The organism is Trinickia sp. HAY1-2D (genome assembly GCF_056754935.1).
In genome coordinates this window covers 1,416,786-1,434,204 of sequence record NZ_JBPGWX010000002.1, presented here as the reverse complement: position 1 = coordinate 1,434,204, position 17,419 = coordinate 1,416,786, and the positions used below count along the sequence as shown (strand labels likewise).

Here is a 17,419-nt window from a genome sequence, read left to right as displayed (position 1 = left end):
TCCATGGCAACTTCCCTTTCCCTCGGCGACGTCCTGTTCGCCGATCTGGAGGTTCCGGATCACATCGCGTTCGGAGGTGACCAGCGGCTGACCGTGCATGAGCTGGTCGGCGGCACGCGCGTTATCGACGCGATGGGCCGCTCGGACATGCCGCTGGAGTGGTCCGGGTGGTTCATGGGCGCCAATGCCCTGTCGCGCGCGCGATACCTCGACGCGCAGCGGATCGCCGGCACATCGGTTCCGCTTGTCTGGTCGGAGCTCTTCTACGACGTCGTTATCCAGCGCTTCGAGGCGGACTTTCAGCGCGAATGGATGATCCCATACCGGATCACATGCGTAGTCGTGAAGGATCACGCCACGCCGCTGACCTCCCTTGCCGGGCCCTCGATCAATGACCTGATCGCGACCGACTTCTCGAGCGCGAACAGCCTCGCTGGCCAGATTGGCAACAGCACGCTCTCGGGACTGGTTAATACCGTCGGTTCGGCAATCTCCGCGGTGTCGAATTTCGCCAGCGCGACGGCCAGCACGATCAACGGCGTATTGGCGCCGATCGCCGCCGTGCAGACGCAGGTCTCGACGCTGCTCGCGAGCGGCGCCAACACCATGCTGAACGTGACGACGCTGGGCGGCATCGTGCCGAATAACCCGATCTCGACCTCGGTCGCGAATATCGCCGCACAGGTCACGGCGTTCGAGCAGGCGCCGCTGCTCTACAACCTTCAGGCGGTGATGGGGCGCATGTCGACCAACCTCGGGAGCGTTTCGGGTGCCGCACAGCAGGTAACGGTCGCCGGCGGCAACCTCATGCAGCTCGCCGCGAAGGTCTATGGCAAGGCCGAGGCATGGACGGGCATCGCGAAGGCCAACGGCACGTCGGATCCGGTCGTTAAAGGCGTCCAAACACTCAACATTCCGGTCACGCCGGATAACAGCGGCGGCCTACTGCAAGCATGACGACACTGAATACCGTCCCTGCGGTGGCCGCAGCCCGGCAACCGCGGGGCATGGTATTGCTCGGCGACCCGAACCAACCCGGCACCTCCGTTCCGTGGATCGACTGGGATGTCGAGCAGAACACATGGCACTCGGCCAGCACGTTTCGCATGCGCCTGCCGATCTCCGCGCTGCAGAGCCCGATCGACCTGAACTACGTGCTCGGCACCAACCCGATCCAGGCGCAGATCTTCGCGGGCTTCCCTGGCGATCCCAACCAGTACGGCACGGCAGACCTGCAGCAGCTCATCACCGGCAACGTCGATCAGATCCAGTTCGACCCGGTGCGCCGAACCGTGGACCTTAGCGGGCGCGACTACACGTCGCTTCTGATCGATGCGAAGACGTTCGATCGGTGGACGAACCAAACTGCCTCGCAGATCGCGACGACGCTCGCGAAGCGGCATGGGCTGACGCCGCAGGTCACTGCAACCAAGGGCGCGGTCGGCAAGATCTATGAGATCGACAAGATCCACGATCGGCACGGCTCGACGGAGTGGGAACTGCTCACGTGGCTGGCAAGTGTCTATGACTTCGTGGTCTATGTGCAGGGAATGACGCTGTATTTCGGGCCGAAGCCGGATCCGACCACGGCGACGCCCTACGCGCTGCGATGGACGAATCCGGACGCGATCACGCAAACGACGTTTCAAGGCAACGTGCGCGATATGTCGTTCTCACGGACATTGACGGTCGGCAAGGGCGTGATCGTCCAGGTGCACAGCTTCAACCACAAGCAGAAGGCTGGCTTCTCGGTGACGTACCCGGCCGGGAAGGCGAAAGGCATCGCGCCAGGCACCGCAAAGGCTCCATCGCAGGTCTACAGCTACATCATCGCCAACCTGACGCAGCAGGACGCACAGGCGCGCGCCGCGAAGATCTACAACGACATCATCCGGCACGAGCTGAAGATGACCGCCGAGCTGCCGGGCGACAACATCCTCATGCCGAACGTGATAGTGAGCGTATCAGGCACCCAGACGCCATTCGACACGATGTACTACGTTGAGTCAGTGAATCGCCGGATGTCGTTCGATTCTGGCTACACGATGAGCGTGCGCGGAAAGAATCATTCGCTGGACACAACGGTTATCCCGTCATGATCGAACACTTTCTCAATGCGATGCGTGCGCAGGCCCAGATGGCGCAGGGAGAAAAGACGACGCATCGGGTCGGCCAGGTCACGGCATACGACCCGAACAAGTATGCCGTGAAGGTCAAGATGTGGCCTGACACACAGGAATCGCTGGGGTGGATCCCACTCGCATCGATGTATATCGGCAGCGGCTGGGGGCTGGTCGCGGGCCCGTCGATCGGCGATCAGGTCATCATTGCATTCGACCGCGAGGACCAGGATGCTGGCGTAGTGGTGGGTCGGTTCTTCACCGACGTCGAGCAACCGCCGGCGGCACCGTCCGGTGAGTTCTGGCTGGTCCACAAGTCGGGGGGCTACCTCAAATTCACTAACGACGGAAATGTGTCGCTGAACGTAACGGGCAACCTCAATGCGACGGTGGGCGGGAACATGACCGCCAACGTGACAGGCAATGCCAACACGAATGCGACGCAGGCGAACGTCACAGCGACGAGCTCAGCCAGTGTGACGGCGCCCACGATCAAACTCGGTGCGACTGGGCAAACCCTTCTCCAGTTCGTCACCTCCGCGTTCATGTCGCTCTTCAATACCCATACGCACCCTGAGCACGATGGCGGCAATACATTGGCTCCAAATCAAACGATGAGTAGCTCGCACCTCACTTCAACTGTGACGGGTGGCTGATGACGACGCAAACCCTCTACGACCTGAACCACCTATGGGGCCAGGACATCGTCACGAGCCCTACCGGTGACCTCGGCGTAGTGAATGAGGCCACGCGGAGCCAACAGCGCGTCATCCGGCGGCTGCTGACGAACCCGCTCGACGCGAACGGCCCTCCGGACTACGCATTGCATCCGACCTACGGCGCGGGACTCGCGCGGTACGTCGGCAAAGCCACCGATGCGGCCACACTTCGCGCGCTGATCCGCGGTCAGATGCTGCTCGAGGACTCTGTTGCCCGAAACCCTGAGCCGCAGATCACGGTGACTCGCCCAGACCCCCAGACGATCTCCGTCTACATCCGGTACACGGTGGCAGGATCCGGGGCGCCGGCGACGCTGAGCTTCAACGTCAACTCGTAACGCCTTCTCGCACACACAGAGCCCTCTTCGGAGGGCTTTTTCTTTTGGTACGCCATGCCGACAGTCAATCAGTGGAGCCTCAGCCAGGCGATAGCCAATATGGCGACGTCGGTGCAGAACGCAGCCAAGGTTCTCGTCGACTTCTCCGTCGGCTCGGTCACGCTCGCGATCGTCGAGGCAACGGCGCAGGTAGTGGTGTGGCTCGAAGGCCTGATTCTGCTTTTGCTCGCCACGACGCGCGCGGCCACATCGAACGGCGCCGATCTCGATTCGTGGATGCTGGACTATGGGCTGACGAGGCTCGCCGCAACCTCGTCGACCGGTCAAGTCACGTTCTCTCGCTTCACCCCAACCTATCAGGCCGTCGTGCCGGTGGGGACGGTCATTCAGACCGCCGATGGCACGCAGCAATTCACCGTCGTGGCAGACACCACGCAGACGGCCTATAGCGCGACGCTGGGCGGCTACGTGATCGCGGCCGGTATCTCGAGCGCGGTCGCCACAGTGCAAGCGGTCAATACCGGCACGCAAACCAATGTCCTTGCGAACACCATCACTACGCTGACGCAGGCTGTCCAATACGTCGACACGGTCACCAACGCCGCACCCTTCACAAACGGGACCAACGCCGAAACGGATTCCGCTTTCCGCGCTCGATTCGTTTCGTACATCAACAGCCTCTCAAAAGCCACGAAGGCAGCGATTGGAGCGGCGATCCTGGCCGTGCAGCAGGGCCTGCAATACACCATCACCGAGAATCAGACGTACGCCGGCGCGACGTTGATGGGCAATTTCTTCGTGGTCATTGACGATGGCTCGGGCACGCCCCCAGATTCGCTCGTATCCAGCGTATCTAATGCCATCGATGCAGTTCGGCCTTTCACGAGCACATTCGACGTGCACAAGCCGGTTGTCGTGAGCGTCACGGTCGCCATGACCATCACCACGGCGGCTGGCTACACGCATTCGACGTTGACTGCCACGGTGCAAACTGCGCTGCTGAACTACATCAACACCTTGCCGCTGGGCACGTCGCTCGCGTACAGCCGACTCGCACAAGTGGCCTACGACGCATCGGCCGGCGTCACGAACGTGACCTCGGTGACGCTGAATGGCGGGACGGCTGACGTCACGGCGACGGCGCTCCAGGTGATCAAAACAACCTCCGGCTCGGTAGTAATTTCATGACCGGCGATCAAACCGACGTTTTCGCACGGCTGAAATCGGCGCTTCCGCAACGATGGTTCGGCTCGACGGCGGACTCAATGCCCGTCGTCGATTCGCTGCTCACCGGCATTGCGACGGCAATGTCGTTCATCTATTCGCTGTACGCGTATGCGAAGTTGCAGGCCAGGATCCGGACCGCCACGGACGGCTATCTCGATCTCATCGCCTATGACTTTTTCGGCGCCTCGATCCAGCGCAAGTCGACTCAATCGGACGCGTCGTTTCGCGCCACGATCATCGCCAACCTGTTCCGCGAACGGGCCACGCGTAACGCGATCGTCAAGGTCTTGCAGGACCTCACTGGACGCACGCCGAAGATTGTCGAGCCAAAGCGCCCATACGACACGGGTTCCTACGGCGGCCCTCTGATCGGCTATGGCGTCGCTGGGGCCTATGGATCGATGCAGATGCCGTATCAGGCGTTCGTAATCGCCTATCGGCCGCTCGGTTCCGGCATTCCATCGGTGGCTGGCTACGGCATTTCGACCGGAGGCTATAGCCAAGCATCGCAGGCTGAGTGGGCGTCGCTTTCGATGATCCAAAACGCCGTCACGGACGCGGATATCTACGCCGCGATCGATTCAGTTCGACCAGCGGCAACCATTGTCTGGGTCGACATCCAGTCGTAAATCGAACACCACATCGCACAAAGGCACCTCCGGGTGCCTTTTTCTTTTGAGGCATACACATGACTGACCGCGTAATCGTCTGGGCAGGGCAAATCCCGCTCGAGACCGACGTGCTCCGCTCGAACAAATTCGCGATGACCGGTATCGCGAAACTGGCGGCGGCGATGCTCGGCACCTCGACGGTGGTCAATGGACTGGCTTGCGTGCCGACGTCGCCGGCCACGCTCACGGTGAACGTGAATCCGGGCGAGATCTATTCGCTCGTCAGCATGGACGCGACGGCCTACAGCTCCGTAGCGGCGGACACGACCCATCAAATCCTGAAGAGCGGGATTTTGCTCGACGCCGTCAATCTGTCGTGCCCCGCACCCGGCACGGCCGGCCAATCCATCAACTACCTGATCGAGGCGATTTACCAGGACAGCGATACCGACCTCACGACGCTTCCTTATTACAACGCGTCGAATCCGACGCAGGCGTGGAGCGGCCCGAACAACAGCGGCACACCCCAGGCAACGACGCGCAAAGGCACCATTGCGCTCGTCGCAAAGGCTGGCGCCGCGGCTACCACGGGCAGCCAGACCACGCCCACGCCCGACGCTGGATACACCGGCCTGTGGGTCGTTACGGTCGCCAACGGTCAAAGCACCATCACGGCCGGCAACATCTCGCAGTACGCAGGCGCGCCGATCCTCCCCTCGTCCCTGCTCGCATCGATCCAGAACGGCAACCTGTCGTATGCGGTCGCCACCGGCACCGCCAACGCGCACACGATCGCCCTCACCCCGGCCCTCACGGCGCGCGTGGACGGCATGATGATCCGGTACAAGGCTCCGGCTGCGAATACGGGCGGCGTGACGCTGGCGGATGGCGTCGGCACTGCCACTGTCCTCGGTGCGAATCATGCGGCGCTACAAGGCGGCGAATACATCGCGAACGGCGATGCGGTCGTCATCTGGAATAGCTCGATCAGCGGTGGCTCGTACATCCTTCTGGAATGCACCGGTGGAGCGATTCAGGTTGGCGCCGCCACGCAGAGTCAGCATGCGGTGCAGTTCGGCCAGGTGGCCGGCGTCGTGGGCTCGGTCCGCAATTTCGTGATGGACGTCACGGCAGCGAGCGCGACGGCAACCGCGACAGCTGATGAGATTATCGTCGAGTCGGCGCTCGGCGGATTGCGCTACTGTCTCGCGAATTTCAACAAGACGATCAACCTGGCCACGACGGGCGCCGGGGGCATGGATACCGGGTCTCCTCCCGCCTCCGGTTTTGTCGCGCTCTATGCGATCTACAATCCCACTAATCAAACAGCGGCGCTGCTGGCGACGAATGCGACCAGTGCGGTAGCCCCGAGCGTGTATGGCGGGACGTTGCCAAGCGGTTACACAGCAAGCGGGCTTGTAGCCGTATGGCAGACGAACGCAAGTGGTCAGTTTGGCGTCGGCTACCAGCAAGACCGCGAATACTTCTTCACACCGGCGACGATCCTCAATACGAGCGTACAGACTGCGTCACTCACGGCACTCACGATTTCGGCGCTCATTCCGAAAAATGCGAAATCCGTACGTGGCGAAACAGTAGTAGCGACAAGTGTCGCTGCGGCTGCCGGCATGCAGTTAGCAGGCAATTCCACTGGTTATGGTCGCGAGGACAGCGGCATAACAACGAACGGGTCGCAATCCTTCAATTCGTGGTTTGCGGACATACCGTTGCGGGAGCAACAGAAACTCTATTACAACTTCAACGGGTCAACTGGAACGGTGACCTTTACTCTGCAACTCTGCGGTTACACGATCTGACGGAGGTGTCATGAGCACACTGTTTGTCCAATTTTCCGATCCAACGGACGAAACGATCATCGCGTATTTCGCGGGTCCGCAAGATCCCGATCAGTACCCAAACCAGGGAGCAGTCGATACAAGCGATCCCCGCTGGCTTGCGTACTATGATGCGCAACCGGTGTTCATCAGGCCGTATCTGCCAACGCCGGATTGATGACGTGATCAGGACGCGGTGCGTGAGGCGAGTGCGCGCGCGCCCCATGTCTTGATCATTCGCTTCCCTGGAATCTCAATCAGGCGGTATGTGACCGAAGACACGGCTATGGTCAGTAAGATGAAGCCCACAAGAAAGAACGCATTTCCATAGGGCATATCCGTTTTCATCGCAACCGACACGGTGTGGATCGCCAACTGCAACGGAAAGTGCACGAGGTAAATCGAATATGAAATCGCGCCGAGGAATACAAGCGGTGGAAGTCTCAGGACCCTTTTGACCATCGCACCGCGCTTTGCGCCGATGATAATCGACGGGAAGCAGGCTAGCGCGATAATCAAGTCGGAATAGCGCGTGAAGTGGCCGCGCGCGCAGTAGTACAGGAATCCCGACACGGCCGCGATTGCCAGCAGATCGCAGAATGCCTCTTTCAGCTTGGCGCGCTCTATCGGGCCGCGATCGAAGCGATGAAGCGCTACTCCCAACACGAAGCCGATGACCGTCCGGAAAACATCGTTGTCGATACCATAAAAGGTGTCGTTACTGATGAGCCCGTGCCGAAGCACTATCACCAGCGATACAGCAAATCCAGCAGCCAGCAAAGCGATCGCTATACGCCGGCGCGCGACGATGGCGGCGAGGAACAGGATGTTGACGATGAACTCGGTCGAAATCGACCAAGACGGGGCGTTATATGCCCAGCCACGCTCAAGCCCCGTGCGATTCAGCAGGAACAGATTGAGTGCGAAATCGCGCTTATCGTTGAAGGTATAGATGAACGGTTCGGAGTGCAGCCGGTGAACGAGCGCCCACTGCAGGACCGCGACAAGCAAGAGCATCGCGAAATGCAGCGGGTACATGCGGGCGACGCGGTCCCGTATGTTGCGCGCGAAGTTTTCGGAGCGCTCGGCCGTCCAGTAGGTGCGGGCCAGAACGAACCCGGATAGAACGAAGAAAAAATCGACCAGCAAGAGCCCGTGCCGATAAAATGGAACCATTACATAGGCAAGCGGCGATGCGTGAAAATGGTTCGTGTAATGCCAGCCGATAACACCGATTGCCGCAAGAGCCCGAAGGCTATCGAGCTCGTGCAGACGTCCTTGATTATCCATTTTCGCCCTCGGTTATTTTCTGGGCGGGATTGTAACGCATCGCGCCCACCGGCCGGACGAGCGCGCCAGGCCTAAAACAGCGCGTTCGTCTTGATCGTCAGCATCACCGCATGCGTGCCTGTCACGATGCCCGGGACCGGGTTCCATTTGGTCTTGTTTGCGTAATATCGGTAGGACAGGCCAACGTTTTTGTACGAGACGTTGGCGCCCACAACGTACTTGATCATGATTTCCGGCTTCGGCCCGAGCGTTGACGGTGGGCCGCCAAGGTTATAGATCGTCTCGTTCCACGTCGTGCGGTAGATGAACGGCCCGGCCTCAACGCCGAACCGAACGTTATGCCAGATGTAGTGAGGCTCCAACGTCAGCGCGACGCCGTATGTGTGGCCATTCCCCTCGAATCGCGTCAGCGGGACGTTGCGGTACTGAGGCCTCACCCGATGCACGCCGACGTCATATTGATCGTCACCGACCGCCATAGTAGACGCGCTCACGTGTCCGAGATCGACGAAATCCGCATGCCAGGATAACCAGTCTGTCACGTCACCAGTGACACCAATCATCCATGCCGGCGTGGTGAGATTTTCCTTATGCGCGAGGCCGTATTGGACCCAAAGATTGTCGCCGCCGTCGCGCGAGACTTGCACGCCGGCACCGGCCTCGAGCTGGAAGAAGGATTCGGCTCGCGCCTGCGTCGCCGCGGCGCAGCCGAGTGTCATCGCTACGGTTGCTGCTCTCCATCGGGCGCCTGGGAATCGGACGAGGCGTCTAAGTCGATCACCGCGCCCACTTCGCGCATCGCCTCGAGCACGCGATCGATCTCGGCTTGCGGGAGAGTGACGAGGGCTGCGGCCATGAAGAGATTCGCTGGTGGGATGCCCTGGGGCTTGTTCTCGTCCGCATAGTCCCGCCAGCGGCGCGCACTCTTGAGTCCGAGAATCCTGGCCATCTGCGTGCCGGAAAAGCGAAGCCGCTCTTTCCACTGCTTCATTTGAGCGACGGAGGGCGAGCGAAAGAGCATGGTGAGTTGATCCAGGATGCGCAAGCGCGCGAAAGCAGCGTTTCATGATGGTTTCCTTTCGGATGGCGGCCGCGCGAATGCGCTTCCTATGCCGCCAAAGATAGGCGGAATCCGCCTATGTGTCAAGCATTCGACAACCAGCCGCCCGTGAGGCGGCTTTTTCATTTCCGGGGATTGAATGGACTACACCGCCGTCGTCGAGGTTGGTTGTGCAGGGTTTGCCGCTGTCAGCGGTGTTTTTGGCTGGTTATGGCAGCGTTCGGAGGGGCAGCGCGACAAGACCATCAAAGAGCAGGGCGACGCGATCAAAGCACTTGCGGATGCGCTCGCAGCTCACAAGCTTTATGTCGCGGAGCACTACGTTACCCAGACCGAACTGACCAAGGCTGTCGGCAGCCTCGAACGCTCAATCGAGCGGCTTATCGAGGCCGTGAATCAGAACTCGAAAGAAACGCGCGAAGGATTTGCCGAGATTCATCGGCGCATCGATACGAAGGCCGACAAGTGATCCTCACGCCACAGATCATCGCCGCCGGTACCGGCGCGGCGCCATCGCGCGCGGCGATATTCGCACCTTTCATGCGAGTGGCGTGTGAGCACTACGGGATCAGCGAGCCGCTCGACATAGCCGCGTTCTTGGCGCAGACGGGCCACGAGTCTGGGCACCTCGTTTTCACGAAGGAGATATGGGGCCCAACGGTCGCGCAACGGGCATATGAGCCGCCGTCGGCCAAGGCCACCGAGCTCGGCAATACGCAGCCAGGTGACGGTCGCCGTTTTTGTGGCCGCGGGCTCATCCAGATCACGGGCCGCGCGAACTATGCGCTTGCCGCCAGCGAGCTCGACCTCGACCTGCTGAACCATCCGGAGCTGCTCGAGCAGCCGGAGCATGCCGCGATGAGCGCAGCTTGGTTCTGGTGGAGCAAGAATCTCACGCCGTTGGCGCTGGCCGGAAATTTCGTCGCGCTGACACGGCGCATCAACGGCGGCACAAACGGGCTCGTCGATCGGCAGGCGCTGTACTCGGCCGCCAAGAAAGCAATGGGGATCACTCAATGAGCAAAGCAAAGATCGTCCGCGATAGCGATGGGCTGTTCTGGGGGATTCGGTTCGATTGCCCTGGGTGCCGAGCAGCCCATGGATTCCGCGAGCCACACATTCTTCCGATCTCAAACTGGCGGCCGCCGGGAGAAACGGCGGAGTCGCGCGGGGTCGCCAATATGGATCACTGGACCTTCAACGGAGATTTCGAAAAGCCGGTATTCGGTCCGAGCGTGCTACGTCGCTATCAAATCGAGGACGAGCCGCAGTACGTCTGCCACTCCTTCGTCGGCTGCAACGGCGCGGCTCCCGGGCAAATGATCTTCCTTGGCGACAGCACGCACGCGCTCGTAGGACAAACCGTCGATCTGCCCGACGTCGACTGATCCCGAACCCTCTCACTTCGAGCCGCCTCCGGGCGGCTTTTTTTCGTTTACGGCCATGACCGACGTTACCCAAATCCACGAAGAAAAAGAGACGCTCGTCATCGACGTGCTGCTTCCTGGCCACGCGCCTCGCAAAGAGACTGCTCTGTTCGAGCGCACCCGCAAGCTACTGATCGAGCGCGAGGGCGGCCGCTGCTTCATTTCCGGCATGACAGCCGAGGAGCTCGGTGCGCCGCTCGAGGCGCACCACCATCCGATCGAGCGATGCTTCGCCGACGTAATCGATTGGAGCGTCTTCGCGGCCGATTGCGAAGCAGGGCACTGGGGTCCACACGCGCAGGCTTTTGACTGGGAGAAGTTTTTCGCCGGCGCGAGGGCCGTGACGATCCCCGGGGAGACACCGCTTCACCCCAATTACACCTACCTCGTGCCGGTTGATCCGTATCTGTTCGTCGACGACATGACCGTGAATGGACTGCTGCTCGGCAAGCAGTTCCACACCGTCAAAGACGCCGGCATTCACACCATTCCGTTCCCGATCTGGATCGTCCAGAAGTATGCGCGCGAGGGCTATCAATTCACCCCCACCGAAGTCATCCATCACGACCAGGAGCACCTATGAACCAAACCTCTGCCGTAGTGACCGGCGGTGTCGCGCTTTCAACGGCCACTGTCATGCCCGCTGTCGAGTGGGCGTTCGGTCTTATGACCAAGACGCCGGTACCGCCCAGCGTATCCGCCCTCGTGGCCGGCCTCATCGTGGCCGGGGTGCATGCCATCGGCAACTACCTCGCGACGCGCGCGGCCGCGAAGTCGTCGGGGGCCGCGCCGGCAGCGCAATGATCCGCGCCGCTTTCGCAGTGCTGGTTGCCGCGGCGCTCGCCGGCTGCGCCGGTACCGCCTCATATTCGGTGCGGCCGTTCTACGAGCCCACCACGAAGCAGCTCGTCTGCTGCGAGGCGATCGCGGTCAACAGCAAGGACATATCGTCCCTGTCGTTTGATCTCTCAATGCAGCCCGGCGGCTCGGTCGCCGTCCATTTCACCGAATCCGGCGTAGGCGCCACGGCGCCCATCACCGCACAAGGCGAAGTCACCACAGCGGTGGCCGGTGCCGTCTCCAATGCCGCTGCGGCGGCTATCAAGCTCACCAAGTAAGGAACCCATCATGAAGAAGATGCTGCTTCTCGCGGCAGGCCTCGTCGCGTCTGTCGCAATGCTCGCCGGATGCAATGGCTCTGCCCCGGCGCTTACGTTTGCCCAGCAAGTATCGATCGCCTGTGGCGCGGCCAATGGCGAAATCGCAATCCTGAAGGCAGACGGCGTCTTCACTGGTGGCGCGGCTGACACACTCTCGAAGACGATTGAACCGAAGGTCAAGCAGGTCTGTGTGGCGGGCGCGACCGTCCAGAAACCGGACCTCCAATCGGTCGTCAATGCAACCTTGCCGCTCATCAAGTCGATTGTGGATTCGTCGTCGCTCGCGCCGGAAAAGATGAAGGCCGCCGATGCCGCAATCGATACGGCCGTGCTGGCGTTCAACATTGCGATCAGCCTTGCGCCCGCCGCGGTGCCAACATCGGCAGCTTCCGCTCCGGCTGCCGCGTCGACACCGCTTGCTGGCGAGCCGCTGAAATGAGGTTCGTTGATCTTGAGCCGCAGTTCGTGCGGTTCTTGCCCGAACTGGTGACGGACCGCATGCACAAGCGCGAGGCCGTCGCGACGCTGGCAGAGGCGCAGGGAATTCGCTTCTGGTGTCCAACTGATCGCAGCTACATGATCTGCGTTCCGTTTCGTGATCGCGGCGCGCCGGCTGATGAGAACGGCGGCATTCAGTGGGGCGTGAGCGGGACGGATTTCAGCAATCTCACGCTGACGCCATCGGTCAATACGCGCCCGTGGCACGGCTTCATCACCAATGGTGAGGTGACGACATGCTGAAGCCTATTCGCGTCGCGCTGAGCGGATCCGGCTTTCGTCTCGGCGCGCATGTCGGAGCCCTCCAGGCGATCGCCGATGCCGGATATGACGTCGTCGAGCTCGCCGGCACATCGGGCGGCTCGATCGTGGCCAGTCTGTATGCTGCTGGCATGACCCTCGCCAAAATGCGCCAGATGCTGATGGAAATCGACTGGTCGCCGATGATGAGTTTCTCGCCGTGGGCGCTGCTGAGGAGCCAGGCGCTTTGCTCCGGCTCGGCGCTGTTGGGTTTCCTTCAGCAGCACACGGTCGGAAAGAGCTTCGCAGATCTGTCGATCGATCTAAAGGTCATCGCCTCCGACCTGCTGACGGAACGAGAATTCGAGTTCGGCCGAGCATCGACGCCGTCGGCGCCGATTGCGCTCGCGGCGCGCGCATCGGCATCCATCCCAGTCGTATTCACGCCGGTTTCGTTCGGGAACGCGCTCCTGGTCGACGGCGGCTGCACCGACAATCTCCCGGCGAGCAACCTGACCGTCGACGACGTGCCGCGGCTCGGGATCTACCTTGAATCAGCCGACACGCCGCTATTGCCGGGTGCATATGGGCTGCGCACGCTCGCTCCTCGGATGATCGATTTGCTACTGGCCTCGAATGAGGCATCGCATATCGCGCTCGATGCGCACGCCGGCGCGACAATCGTCACTGTGCCGACCGGGTATGCGAGTTCACTGGATCGGAACATGGCGGCGTCGACGCGGCAGCGGCTATACGACGATGGGTACCGGATGACGATGGAGGCGATGACTGCGCTCAAGCTCGGTCTCGAGCCGGTGGCGTGATGACTCGCAAGAGACGCGCCGCCTCCGGCGTAAGGGCGATGCTCAAGAAACCATCCGCACCGGCGTTAGCAGGCGGCGGTGGGGGAAACTCGGCCAATAGCGCTCCAAGCATCGCCTCGCGCGTCTCCTTGTCGATTGGAATATCAGAGAATCTCGATATGACGCCATACACATTATCGAATATCTCTTGATACTCACGCGCAAATTGGCGTCTGTACTCTCGGCGGCCTCGGGTGTTCAGATGGTTCGCGCTCGCCACCTTCTCGAAAATTTTTCGGACTTCGCGTTTCATCTTCACTTCACCTTTTTGTCTCTACGGCATCGCGCACGTGATTCACGCTCGGTGCGGTGTCGTCGGGCTGGGCGGTGGTTTCAGCGCCCATTGGGCCGCGCCATTCGTGGTCAAGTACACGTACGACGCCGCCCGGCGGCAATGGGTTGATCTGTTTGGCTTTGTACCGTCCGCGATTCTGGACCGCATCAAACTCGACGTGCGTAATGACGCTCGGGTATCCGTCGATTAAGACCGGATCACCCTTCTTCGCCAAGGTCATGATATCGACGTAGGCGTCGCGCCCAAGAACTTCAAGCCAACCCTCCATCATCCCTCCCTGGCCGCCATCGGCGGCGACTCTACTTCCCTCATCCTCTCAATCAACCGCCCCCGATAGTCATGGTCCTGTTCGTTTCTCGCCCGTATCAGATCCACGAAAGGGAATGAGCCGATGGCGTCCAGGTCTTCGCCATCCATGAACGTGACCGAGTGGCGAGGATCGCCGTATTGAGATGCACCGCCAAGGTAGAAATTCATGGCGTAGTCGATCGCATCCCTAGCCGAATCGAGAAAGGCATTGCGCGTCACGACGCCATCTCTGTAGAACCGCGGCGCGAATTCAAACACTTGCCACTCGCCGTTATCGTTCTCGGACGCGCAAAGGCAATGCTTCGCCATGAAGTCGAGACGTTCCGTGTCTGTCGTCATATTCACTCACTCCCTCCCATACGGGCGCGTCAATCCCGATACTCAATCTCGAAATCCTCGATGTCGATCGAGTCCCCGCATTCCCGCTCCTCAATGCCGGCATCTGGATATTGACGGCCCAGGAACAGGCTCCGATTGCAGTCGCACGCGTAGTTGCCATCAAAGAACATAAAGTCCGCACTGTCGACTGGGTAGCCGTAACCGAAGTCATACTCAAATGGGTAGCGCTTACCGTCCAACACAAGCGTCATCTTCGCGATGGTGCGCTTGAGCGCGAGCGGCCCATCCACTTCGTTGAAGCAGACGATTTGGCCGGCTGCCTTGGCGAATAGTGATACCTCAGCCTTGAAGACTGCGCGTTCCTCCGGCGTGGCGAACCAGTAGCCCCGCTCGGGGCCGAACTTCGCCGTTGCTAAGCCGTCGTTCTCGATGCCACCCCAAAAGAAAAGGTGGTACTCGCCAGATTTCACTTCTTCCATTCCTTCCTCCCTGGGTGCCACTCGCGGCGCGTCACACCACCGCCAGCTCGAGATGCTTCCCGAGCGCCTCAAGCGCTGCTGCGATCGTGTCGATTTTGGTCGCATGCCCGATGTCGACGATACGGTTCACATCCTGAGGGCGCGTATGCAATCGACGGGCGAGCTCGGCCGGCGTGACCTTCTGAACGAGCATTTCGTTCAACAGCAGCACTTTCGCCGAGGCGCTGGCCGGCAGCGCGACCAATTCCTCTCCCTTCTTCGCCTTCGACGGCGCCGGAACAGGGCGCCGATCTTCGAAGTAGAAGTCCATCGCCGTCAATAGCGCATCGGCGGCCATGGCGCGCGCTTCCTCCATCGTGGCCCCGCTCGTAAGAGCTTCGGGGACATCCCGAAACGACACGCAGAAACCGTCGCCGTCTGGTTCAAAAAGGGCTGGATACCTCAACATATTGCACTCCATTGCATGCGAGAAACGGTGCGGAGAAAGCCCCGTTCGGGGCTCCCTCTCATTTGAGACCGAGTTGCTTCAAGATTCGCTGCCTGAGACCTTCGCCGATTTCATGGCTCGGGTGCCGTGGCAGGGTGGTTTGCTTGCCGTTCAGCCTGACTTTCGTGTGATTCGTTCCTTCCTCGAAAGTCGCGCCGCGCGCCGCCAGCCACCGTTTGAACTCACTCTGCTTCACCGCCCCTCCGTGTTGTTGAACATGGAGGCAGTATAAACAAAAATGCTCAGTCGTGCAAACATTTTTGTTTATTCCATTTCGTCGTCGAAGGAGTCCTCAAGCCCTCGATGAGCGCATTCTCGCGCCGGCGCTGCGTCGTCATCCGTCCCGATCGCCCGCACCCAAAAGACGCAGCCGTGCGCACCGTCGGCCTGGATCTGCGGCCGCTCGCCGCGCACGCATTGAACGTGAGGGGTTCCCGGCAGGTCTCCGCCCCAATGCTCGCATGCGCGACATGGGCGCCGAGTGCCGTAAGGATTGTTGAGGTTTTGGGACATGGCGTGATACTGTATATGCAAACAGTATAGACGCCAGGATGAGCGGAATTCGCTTTTCGCGAATAACCCAACCGCGTTTGAATAACCCAAAATGACAAAGGCTCTCCTCGGAGAGCCTTATGTGACGCTGGCGGAGAGAGGGGGATTCGAACCCCCGATAGGCTGTTAACCTATACACGCTTTCCAGGCGTGCGACTTAAACCGCTCATCCATCTCTCCGGGAGCCGAGGATTATAGCAGAGTTCGTGCGTCGCTCCGCCACCCACCCGTACGCCAAGCGAGCGCTACGAACTCACCCGCCGCCGTGCCACAAGATTCCTTTCATCGAAGCCAACAACACACGCCAGTGATCGACCTGCCGGCGTTGAAACAGCATCAACTCGAACCCGTGCCGAGCCACATGCTCCCGAGGGATCGTATCCCACCCACGATGCTCGACCGTCACACGAGTTTCATCGCCAACCGCTTCGAAACGCACATCGAGATACGTAGCCTGATCAGCGGCAAACGTCGCCTGCCGCCAGGTCAACGCGAGCCGATGCCCTGGCTCCCAAACATCGATGCGGCCCACTTCGAACTCCGTGCCATCCTCGAACGTCGCCACGAGCCGCCCGCCCTCTCCCGGTTCGAACGCTAACCGTCCATCGCCGCGCGGCGTGAGCGCGAACAGCGGATCGGCCACCCACCATCGCCCGATCTCCTGCGTGAAAGCCTCGAACGCCCGAAGTGGCGATACCCCGACCCGAAGCGAGACGATGACCGAAGCTGTCATCGATTCCCCTTTTCGACATGTGCCTTGAACGCGGACAATTGCGCCGCCCACATCGCTTCCGTACCGGCAACCCAGCGTTTCAATTCCGTCATGGCGCCGTCCTTCAACGAATACACGCGCACGCGCGCATCGAATTGCGGATGCATTTCATCGACCAGTCCGGACGCCTTCAAGAGCCGTAAATGCCGGCTCAACGCAGGCGGCGATAGCGAGAGCGCGCTCGCCAATTCGCCCGCGCTGCGCGGCCGCTCGCCGAGCAACTCGATGGCGCGGCGCCGGTTCGGATCGGCAAGCGCCGCAAAGATTCTGTCGACAGCGGCTGTCAATCGAGCCGAGTCCGCGTAGTGAACCCGCTCGCCTTGTCCCACTCTTCAGGCGTCATCTTTTGGACGGTGACGCCGAAGGACCAGATGTGGCCCTCGAGATCCTTCGCGCGATATGCCCGATCGCCGTAAAACTGCGTCTCCGGCTCCATCAGAATCGCCGCGCCGGCCGCACGTGCACGGGCGCAATGCGCGTCGACATCTTCGCCCTGCGCGAGTTGGACATGAACGGATTGGGTGTTCTTGCCACCGATCGAGCGCGGGCTCTTGTGCTCCTCGCTCCATTCGCTCCCTATCATCAGGACCGAATCGCCATACGACATTTCAGCGTGCGCCAGATTGCCGTCGCCATCGAGGATGACGAACAACGGCTCAAACCCGAATGCCGTCTCGAGCCAGCGATAAGCCGCCTTCGGATCCTGATAAGACAGTGCACTCGACAGCCCCTTCGGCCGATAAAGATCACTCATGTCAGTCCTCCTTTCCTCGTCGTCCGGATGCCACTTGCAAATAC

Annotated in this window: 29 protein-coding genes and 1 tRNA gene; 17 read left to right on the top strand and 13 right to left on the bottom strand. The window is 60.8% G+C overall.

The features are described from left to right. Window positions 1-3: 3 nt before the first annotated feature. The 8 genes from ACR9ZC_RS13725 to ACR9ZC_RS13690 all read left to right on the top strand — a co-directional run bounded on the left by ACR9ZC_RS13725 (window position 4) and on the right by ACR9ZC_RS13690 (window position 7,028). Window positions 4-957 (top strand): hypothetical protein, encoded by a 954-nt coding sequence (locus ACR9ZC_RS13725; protein ID WP_481580695.1) that lies wholly within the window; start codon window positions 4-6, stop codon window positions 955-957. Further along, a complete protein-coding gene (locus ACR9ZC_RS13720) occupies window positions 954-2,099 on the top strand; it encodes a phage late control D family protein (RefSeq protein ID WP_481580694.1) in 1,146 nt (381 codons plus the stop codon). Before ACR9ZC_RS13725 ends, ACR9ZC_RS13720 begins: the two co-directional genes overlap by 4 nt. Further along, a complete protein-coding gene (locus ACR9ZC_RS13715) occupies window positions 2,096-2,776 on the top strand; it encodes a phage baseplate assembly protein V (protein ID WP_481580693.1) in 681 nt (226 codons plus the stop codon). The genes ACR9ZC_RS13720 and ACR9ZC_RS13715 overlap by 4 nt, the downstream gene beginning before the upstream one ends. Next, a complete protein-coding gene (locus tag ACR9ZC_RS13710; RefSeq protein WP_481580692.1) occupies window positions 2,776-3,177 on the top strand; it encodes a phage tail protein in 402 nt (133 codons plus the stop codon). Before ACR9ZC_RS13715 ends, ACR9ZC_RS13710 begins: the two co-directional genes overlap by 1 nt. A 54-nt stretch (window positions 3,178-3,231) precedes the next feature. Next, window positions 3,232-4,365, top strand: a complete 1,134-nt coding sequence (locus ACR9ZC_RS13705; RefSeq protein WP_481580691.1) for a baseplate J/gp47 family protein — start codon at window positions 3,232-3,234, stop codon at window positions 4,363-4,365. 77 nt (window positions 4,366-4,442) lie between these two features. Then, the gene (locus tag ACR9ZC_RS13700; protein WP_481580690.1) at window positions 4,443-5,033 is read left to right on the top strand and encodes a hypothetical protein; all 591 of its coding nucleotides are present in this window, start codon (window positions 4,443-4,445) and stop codon (window positions 5,031-5,033) included. A gap of 59 nt (window positions 5,034-5,092) precedes the next feature. Further along, entirely contained in the window at window positions 5,093-6,832 is a 1,740-nt protein-coding gene (locus tag ACR9ZC_RS13695) for a hypothetical protein (RefSeq protein WP_481580689.1), read from the top strand. A gap of 10 nt (window positions 6,833-6,842) precedes the next feature. After that, window positions 6,843-7,028, top strand: coding sequence for a hypothetical protein (locus ACR9ZC_RS13690; protein ID WP_481580688.1), 186 nt, complete (start codon window positions 6,843-6,845; stop codon window positions 7,026-7,028). An 8-nt stretch (window positions 7,029-7,036) separates the two neighbouring features. Here ACR9ZC_RS13690 and ACR9ZC_RS13685 read toward each other — a convergent pair whose 3' ends face one another. The 3 genes from ACR9ZC_RS13685 to ACR9ZC_RS13675 all read right to left on the bottom strand — a co-directional run bounded on the left by ACR9ZC_RS13685 (window position 7,037) and on the right by ACR9ZC_RS13675 (window position 9,161). After that, on the bottom strand, window positions 7,037-8,140 hold the full coding sequence (locus ACR9ZC_RS13685) for an acyltransferase family protein (protein ID WP_481580687.1): 1,104 nt from the start codon (window positions 8,138-8,140) through the stop codon (window positions 7,037-7,039). Window positions 8,141-8,211: 71 nt separating this feature from the next. After that, a complete protein-coding gene (locus ACR9ZC_RS13680) occupies window positions 8,212-8,859 on the bottom strand; it encodes a hypothetical protein (RefSeq protein WP_481580686.1) in 648 nt (215 codons plus the stop codon). A gap of 2 nt (window positions 8,860-8,861) precedes the next feature. After that, window positions 8,862-9,161: an XRE family transcriptional regulator gene (locus ACR9ZC_RS13675; protein WP_481580685.1), complete on the bottom strand. Its 300-nt coding sequence runs from the start codon at window positions 9,159-9,161 to the stop codon at window positions 8,862-8,864. Between the two features lie 178 nt (window positions 9,162-9,339). On the opposite strand from ACR9ZC_RS13675, the gene ACR9ZC_RS13670 reads away from it, so the two are divergent. From ACR9ZC_RS13670 to ACR9ZC_RS13630, 9 genes are all read left to right on the top strand, one after another. Beyond that, window positions 9,340-9,669 (top strand): hypothetical protein, encoded by a 330-nt coding sequence (locus tag ACR9ZC_RS13670; protein WP_481580684.1) that lies wholly within the window; start codon window positions 9,340-9,342, stop codon window positions 9,667-9,669. Next, window positions 9,666-10,220: a glycoside hydrolase family 19 protein gene (locus ACR9ZC_RS13665; protein ID WP_481580683.1), complete on the top strand. Its 555-nt coding sequence runs from the start codon at window positions 9,666-9,668 to the stop codon at window positions 10,218-10,220. The genes ACR9ZC_RS13670 and ACR9ZC_RS13665 overlap by 4 nt, the downstream gene beginning before the upstream one ends. 161 nt (window positions 10,221-10,381) lie before the next feature. Then, entirely contained in the window at window positions 10,382-10,588 is a 207-nt protein-coding gene (locus tag ACR9ZC_RS13660; protein WP_481580682.1) for a hypothetical protein, read from the top strand. Between the two features lie 55 nt (window positions 10,589-10,643). Beyond that, window positions 10,644-11,210, top strand: coding sequence for a hypothetical protein (locus ACR9ZC_RS13655; protein ID WP_481580681.1), 567 nt, complete (start codon window positions 10,644-10,646; stop codon window positions 11,208-11,210). Then, a complete protein-coding gene (locus tag ACR9ZC_RS13650; RefSeq protein ID WP_481580680.1) occupies window positions 11,207-11,431 on the top strand; it encodes a hypothetical protein in 225 nt (74 codons plus the stop codon). The genes ACR9ZC_RS13655 and ACR9ZC_RS13650 overlap by 4 nt, the downstream gene beginning before the upstream one ends. Beyond that, window positions 11,428-11,745 carry a hypothetical protein gene (locus tag ACR9ZC_RS13645; protein WP_481580679.1) on the top strand — a complete coding sequence of 106 codons (318 nt, stop codon included), beginning with the start codon at window positions 11,428-11,430 and terminating at the stop codon, window positions 11,743-11,745. Before ACR9ZC_RS13650 ends, ACR9ZC_RS13645 begins: the two co-directional genes overlap by 4 nt. Before the next feature lie 10 nt (window positions 11,746-11,755). Beyond that, complete coding sequence (locus ACR9ZC_RS13640; protein WP_481580678.1) at window positions 11,756-12,226, top strand: hypothetical protein; 471 nt, start codon at window positions 11,756-11,758, stop codon at window positions 12,224-12,226. Window positions 12,227-12,261: 35 nt separating this feature from the next. Further along, complete coding sequence (locus ACR9ZC_RS13635) at window positions 12,262-12,528, top strand: ubiquitination-like system serine protease family protein (protein ID WP_481580677.1); 267 nt, start codon at window positions 12,262-12,264, stop codon at window positions 12,526-12,528. Continuing rightward, window positions 12,522-13,349, top strand: coding sequence for a patatin-like phospholipase family protein (locus ACR9ZC_RS13630; protein WP_481580676.1), 828 nt, complete (start codon window positions 12,522-12,524; stop codon window positions 13,347-13,349). The genes ACR9ZC_RS13635 and ACR9ZC_RS13630 overlap by 7 nt, the downstream gene beginning before the upstream one ends. On the opposite strand, the gene ACR9ZC_RS13625 is transcribed toward ACR9ZC_RS13630, so the two are convergent. The 10 genes from ACR9ZC_RS13625 to ACR9ZC_RS13580 all read right to left on the bottom strand — a co-directional run bounded on the left by ACR9ZC_RS13625 (window position 13,321) and on the right by ACR9ZC_RS13580 (window position 17,375). Next, a complete protein-coding gene (locus ACR9ZC_RS13625; protein WP_481580675.1) occupies window positions 13,321-13,641 on the bottom strand; it encodes a hypothetical protein in 321 nt (106 codons plus the stop codon). The genes ACR9ZC_RS13630 and ACR9ZC_RS13625 overlap by 29 nt on opposite strands. Window positions 13,642-13,648: 7 nt before the next feature. Continuing rightward, complete coding sequence (locus ACR9ZC_RS13620) at window positions 13,649-13,954, bottom strand: hypothetical protein (protein ID WP_481580674.1); 306 nt, start codon at window positions 13,952-13,954, stop codon at window positions 13,649-13,651. Then, window positions 13,951-14,331, bottom strand: a complete 381-nt coding sequence (locus ACR9ZC_RS13615) for a hypothetical protein (RefSeq protein WP_481580673.1) — start codon at window positions 14,329-14,331, stop codon at window positions 13,951-13,953. The genes ACR9ZC_RS13620 and ACR9ZC_RS13615 overlap by 4 nt, the downstream gene beginning before the upstream one ends. Before the next feature lie 29 nt (window positions 14,332-14,360). Further along, window positions 14,361-14,810, bottom strand: a complete 450-nt coding sequence (locus ACR9ZC_RS13610) for a hypothetical protein (protein WP_481580672.1) — start codon at window positions 14,808-14,810, stop codon at window positions 14,361-14,363. A gap of 31 nt (window positions 14,811-14,841) precedes the next feature. Beyond that, a complete protein-coding gene (locus ACR9ZC_RS13605) occupies window positions 14,842-15,258 on the bottom strand; it encodes a type II toxin-antitoxin system HicB family antitoxin (protein WP_481580671.1) in 417 nt (138 codons plus the stop codon). Between the two features lie 58 nt (window positions 15,259-15,316). Next, window positions 15,317-15,493: a type II toxin-antitoxin system HicA family toxin gene (locus ACR9ZC_RS13600; RefSeq protein ID WP_481580670.1), complete on the bottom strand. Its 177-nt coding sequence runs from the start codon at window positions 15,491-15,493 to the stop codon at window positions 15,317-15,319. A gap of 445 nt (window positions 15,494-15,938) precedes the next feature. Next, window positions 15,939-16,029, bottom strand: a tRNA-Ser gene (locus ACR9ZC_RS13595). A 73-nt stretch (window positions 16,030-16,102) separates the two neighbouring features. Next, a complete protein-coding gene (locus ACR9ZC_RS13590) occupies window positions 16,103-16,582 on the bottom strand; it encodes an SRPBCC domain-containing protein (RefSeq protein ID WP_481580669.1) in 480 nt (159 codons plus the stop codon). Beyond that, window positions 16,579-16,908 carry an ArsR/SmtB family transcription factor gene (locus ACR9ZC_RS13585; RefSeq protein WP_331566651.1) on the bottom strand — a complete coding sequence of 110 codons (330 nt, stop codon included), beginning with the start codon at window positions 16,906-16,908 and terminating at the stop codon, window positions 16,579-16,581. The genes ACR9ZC_RS13590 and ACR9ZC_RS13585 overlap by 4 nt, the downstream gene beginning before the upstream one ends. Then, window positions 16,905-17,375 carry a VOC family protein gene (locus ACR9ZC_RS13580; protein ID WP_481580668.1) on the bottom strand — a complete coding sequence of 157 codons (471 nt, stop codon included), beginning with the start codon at window positions 17,373-17,375 and terminating at the stop codon, window positions 16,905-16,907. The genes ACR9ZC_RS13585 and ACR9ZC_RS13580 overlap by 4 nt, the downstream gene beginning before the upstream one ends. Window positions 17,376-17,419 lie beyond the last annotated feature (44 nt).